This window comes from Bacillota bacterium, assembly GCA_024655925.1.
Taxonomy (GTDB): Bacteria; Bacillota; DTU025; order DTU025; family JANLFS01; genus JANLFS01.
The window spans coordinates 1-3,795 of the sequence record JANLFS010000131.1 but is presented as its reverse complement, the minus strand read 5'-3'; the positions used below and the strand labels follow the sequence as shown (position 1 = coordinate 3,795).

Here is a 3,795-nt window from a genome sequence, read left to right as displayed (position 1 = left end):
GGAGTGCGTCAACGGAACCGTGCCCAGGGCCAGGCGCACAGAGATTCTGGACCTGATGCGAGAAGGCAGCGTGCGTTGCCTGACCGCCACGAAGCTGGCGGATGAGGGATTGGACGTTCCTGAGCTTGCCGCGGTCATTCTGGCCACACCCACCCGGGACAGCAACAGGACCAGGCAAAGAGTCGGCCGAATCATGCGCCCGTCTCCAGACAAGCAGCCGCCCGTGGTGTATGACCTAGTGGACGCGTGGGTGCCGTCTTTGGCGTCACAGGCCCGCACAAGGTTCTTCGAGTGCTATCTGGAGGTTGCACACTCGCCGGCATTGCCGGACTGGCTCAAGACGAAACGGCATCCTACGACCCGGGAACCATGTGGAGAATGAAGGACGTGGCGGCCTTGCCTGCGGTCTTCCTCGCGATGGCTCTCACGAATACGTACCCCTGGTTTGCGACTCGAATGGGGACCGGAAAACAGATGTTGAAGGAGTTGTCAGAGGCGGTTCCCATTGCTCGGGCTATGACGGCCCCCTGATCGAATCCCCCTACGGTCGACGCCATCAGTTCCGCTCTGACGGGAGTGGCACATGCGCCGAAACACCACTGATCGATATATGCCACGTCAGTTGCCGAGGTATGGAACCTTCCGGACCTCCACGAGGTGTTTCCTGCCGCGACACGGGCATAGGTCACTGTTCCAGCGGCGTTGGTGATGGAGATGTCCCCAGCCGCGTACAGATTGGACCCGACCTGTGTAATCTGAGCGAAGTTGATGTGGGTGAACTGGGTCGTTGTCGAGACTGCGGTCGTGCCGTTCAGAGTTGCGGTCTCGAAGCACCTTGCGAAAACCTGGTTTAGCCCAGAGATCAGCAGCGCGCGCGCCCCGGTTCCACCGGCGGTGTCAGCTTCTGAAGTGGAGGCTACCCGAAGAAGCTGCGCCGGCCCGGGACAGGTGGAGAAGCCCTCATCCAGGTTATGGTATTCGGTGGTACTGAGATCGGCCCGGAACCCGGTCCGGTAGAAGGTCCTGTTTGTGGTTCGTTGGGCGTAGGCGGAATTCTCTGCCTGCCGCGGAATTCTCTGCCTGCCGGAGAAGATACGATTTGTCCTGAGTATAGACTGGCGTGCTTTCGGAGGAGATCAGCTTGATGTTGGTCCGGAGGCCCTCGAGGCCGGCGACGGCGGCCAAGTGGGCCGGTTTGGCGCATTGAACCTTCAACTCCTGCATGAGCCTCCCGTGTTTGCCCCTAGAATCGGAAACTGCGAAGTCCACTATCCCCTGGCAGTCGCTGAGATACTGGGCTATCTGCGTCAATGCCCGGATATTCTCCTTTCGACTTCGGTTCATCTCCCGCAACTCTTCCAGGATATCTGCGAGCACGCGGCCATCCACCGCCATCGAGCATGCCTCCTCTCCCGGGGCCAGTCTACAGTATCCATGAGAACCGCAAGGGGGGCCGTTCCTGCGGGATTATCCGCCGTCTTGAACAGGAGCCCGAGTGCCGTCCGGGTTCTCCCGGACAAGATGGCGGCAAGCTCTTTTGCAAATGCCAGTTTCAAGCCTAGATGGCGGCCCCTAATGCGCCGATAACGCTTGCAGAGGAACCAGCATTGTTCAAGTAGAGGAGGTGCTGACAAAGGTCGGTGCCGGAGGTCGTCCCCCTACAGGTGCCCGTCAGCGCGAGGCAGGTCTCAGGACAGGGATGTAGCTGTTTATAGGGAGGGAGTAGTTCTCGCCATGAGGTTCAGTATCCGTTTGAAGCTGATTGCATCTTTTGTTGTCGTGCTCGTGCTCATGGTAGTCATAGGGGTTGTCGCCATCGTCTCCCAGCGTCAGATGACCCAGCAGTACAGCGTTCTGGTGAACAACAGCCTGCCGGCGGTGGTGCGCATGCAGCAACTCAGGGGACAACTGATCGAGCGAGGGTTGTATCTAAGAGGCCTTCTACTGCAGAAAGATGACGTCTACATCACCAAGTACCAAGACACCGAGAAGCGCGCGCGTGACACCAAAGCAGAACTGGATAGACTCATTCTCACGGAGGCTTCCCGAAAGCGGTTCGATTTGCTGGTTGCACAGGATGATGCCTACAATGCTATGGCCGCCAGGGTAATAAGCATGTACCAGAATGGCAATTACGATGGAGCTTTCGCCCTGGCCACGGTGGAAGGTCCCAAGTTCCTGACCGAGATTGACAAGATCAGCACTGAGTGGCAGGCGTTCCTCGACGAACAGAACGACCTCCGCATCGCGTCGACCGAGAGGGCGAGTAGGACAGCGTACACGGTGACAATCGTGGTGATGATCGTCGCCGGCATCGCAGCGCTTGCCATCAGCATCACGGTCAGCAACAGCATTTCCCGTCCGCTTCACAAGCTGGGAACTCTCGCGGACGCCGTTGCGTCAGGTGACCTGACAGTCAAGCCGCCCGTCATCAACAGCCGAGACGAAATCGAAGACCTCAACAAGTCGGTGAAGACGATGATGGACAGCCTGGTCACCGTCATCCGAGAGGTGACCGGCTCATCCGAGCAGCTAGCCTCCGCAAGCGAGGAGCTTTCCGCGTCGTCGGAACAGTCCGCAACTTCGGTCCAACAGATATCCCAGACGGTCCAGCAGATGGCTGCCGGAGCTCAGCAGCAGAGCGCGAGTGCAACAGAGACTGCCGCCGCCGCGGGTCAGATGGGTCAAGCCATACAGCAGGTCGCGCGAGGGACACAGACCCAGACGGAGCATGTCCATCGAGCCGTCAAGCTCGTTGAGAGAATGCAGGCGTCCCTTAAGGAGTCCAGTGACATACTCGCCCAGGTTGGAGGCGCTGCCCACGAATCCGAGGAGGCCGCTCGGGAGGGCGGCAACTCGGTCAAGCGAATGACGGAGAGCATCTCACAGGTGGAGGCCGCCACCCGCGGTGTCTCGGCCGCCCTCGACGGGCTGAACGGCAGCGCCCAGGAGATCGGCCGGGTCGTTGAGGTGATCGACGACATAGCTGATCAGACCAACCTGCTTGCGTTGAATGCGGCGATAGAGGCGGCGAGAGCCGGCGAGCACGGCCGCGGGTTTGCGGTGGTCGCGGATGAAGTGAGGAAGCTCGCAGAACGGTCTCTCACCGAGACCAAGGCCATCAAGAACCAGGTGGATCGCGTTCGCCAGGCTACCGCGAAGGTGATTGAGGCTATGGACGTGGCCGCCCGGGCGGTCGCAGAGAGCACGGGGATGGCGTCCGCTACCACCGAGGCCTTGAACAACATCGGCAGCAAGGCAGAAGCAACACAGAGACTCGTCTCTTCAGTGGTGTCCTCTGGGCAGGCCCTGTCTGCAGCCAGCGAGGAAGTCCGCCAGGCCATAGATGAGATAGTCGCAGTAGCTGAGCAGAACGGGGCTGCAGCAGAGGAGATGGCTGCAAGCATCCAAGAGGTCCAGCGAGCCATCGACAACGTTGCGGCCGTGTCCGAGGAGAATGCCGCCTCTGTCGAGGAAGTCTCGGCCTCCGCTGAGGAGGTCAGCGCCTCGGTCCAGGAGATGTCCGCATCATCTGAGGCGTTGGCTGAGATGGCGCAGAGACTCCGGCAGTTGGTTGCCGAGTTCAAGCTGGCCTAGAAACGTGCAGCACCTGCCAGGAGAGTTGTGTCGACAGGACATGATGGGATCGCAGGAATCGGGTAGAAGGGGGCGGCCAGCCCCCGTCCTCTCACACCACCGTACGTACCGTTCGGTATACGGCGGTTCATTAGACTAACGACACGAGCTGTAGAGATCCGATAGACTCAGGAGCCCTTGGTTTCGCCAGTAGGCGAG

Annotated in this window: 4 protein-coding genes; 2 read left to right on the top strand and 2 right to left on the bottom strand. The window is 60.1% G+C overall.

Features of this window, described 5'->3' with window-relative positions; all coding sequences use genetic code 11:
- Nucleotides 1–382, top strand: a 382-nt coding sequence (locus NUW23_14440) for a helicase-related protein (protein ID MCR4427358.1), incomplete at its 5' end; no start/stop codon positions are given.
- Here NUW23_14440 and NUW23_14435 read toward each other — a convergent pair.
- Nucleotides 354–557, bottom strand: a complete 204-nt coding sequence (locus NUW23_14435; GenBank protein MCR4427357.1) for a hypothetical protein — start codon at nucleotides 555–557, stop codon at nucleotides 354–356. The genes NUW23_14440 and NUW23_14435 overlap by 29 nt on opposite strands.
- Nucleotides 558–969: 412 nt before the next feature.
- The gene (locus NUW23_14430; GenBank protein MCR4427356.1) at nucleotides 970–1,395 is read right to left on the bottom strand and encodes a hypothetical protein; all 426 of its coding nucleotides are present in this window, start codon (nucleotides 1,393–1,395) and stop codon (nucleotides 970–972) included.
- Nucleotides 1,396–1,734: 339 nt separating this feature from the next.
- Here NUW23_14430 and NUW23_14425 point away from each other — a divergent pair, with 339 nt between their 5' ends.
- A complete protein-coding gene (locus NUW23_14425; protein MCR4427355.1) occupies nucleotides 1,735–3,597 on the top strand; it encodes a methyl-accepting chemotaxis protein in 1,863 nt (620 codons plus the stop codon).
- Nucleotides 3,598–3,795 lie beyond the last annotated feature (198 nt).